Source organism: Flavobacterium sp. ABG, from assembly GCF_001027725.1.
Lineage (GTDB): Bacteria > Bacteroidota > Bacteroidia > Flavobacteriales > Flavobacteriaceae > Flavobacterium > Flavobacterium cupriresistens.
Genome location: NZ_LEKS01000053.1, coordinates 1 through 691 on the forward strand (window position 1 = coordinate 1; position 691 = coordinate 691).

Annotated in this window: 1 pseudogene; it reads left to right on the plus strand. The window is 41.0% G+C overall.

Annotated elements, in window-relative coordinates:
- Positions 1–691, plus strand: a pseudogene (locus AB674_RS22930) (hypothetical protein); the annotation flags it as partial.

Sequence of the window (691 nt, forward strand, 5' to 3'; positions counted from 1 at the left end):
TCTCAACTGTCTTTACTCAGGTAATTACCGTTCAGGATACCGCAGTACCAACTTGGATTACACAAGCAGGAACATTAAACGTTACTTTACAATGTAGTGATGCAACCGGATTAACTGCTGCTCAAAATCAAGCTCCGACTGCAACAGCCAATTGTTCAGTTGTAACTTATACCAAAACAAGTGGCACTTTTGTTGCCTCTGAAGGTTGTGCTAACGCTGGAACGTATACCAACTCTTGGATTGCAAAAGATGATTGTGGAAACGTTACAGATGCTTTCACTCAAGTAATTACAATCGAAGATACCACTGCCCCAACTTGGACAACTCAACCTGGAACATTAAATGTAACTGTTCAATGTAGTGATGCAACTCCAACATGGTCAACTCAGCCTGGAACATTAAACGTTACTGTTCAATGTAGCGATGCGACAGCTTTAACTACTGCTCAAACACAATTCCCGGTTGCTACTGATTCTTGTGATGGTGATGTTTCTAATATCGTGAAAACAAGTGGTGCTTTTGTAGCCTCTGAAGGTTGCGCTAACGCTGGAACTTATACCAATACTTGGACTGTTAAAGATGATTGTGGAAATACTTCTGATACTTTCACGCAAGTGATTACTATCGAAGATACCACTGCTCCAACTTGGACAACTGAGGCTGGAACATTAAACGTAACTGTTCAATGTAG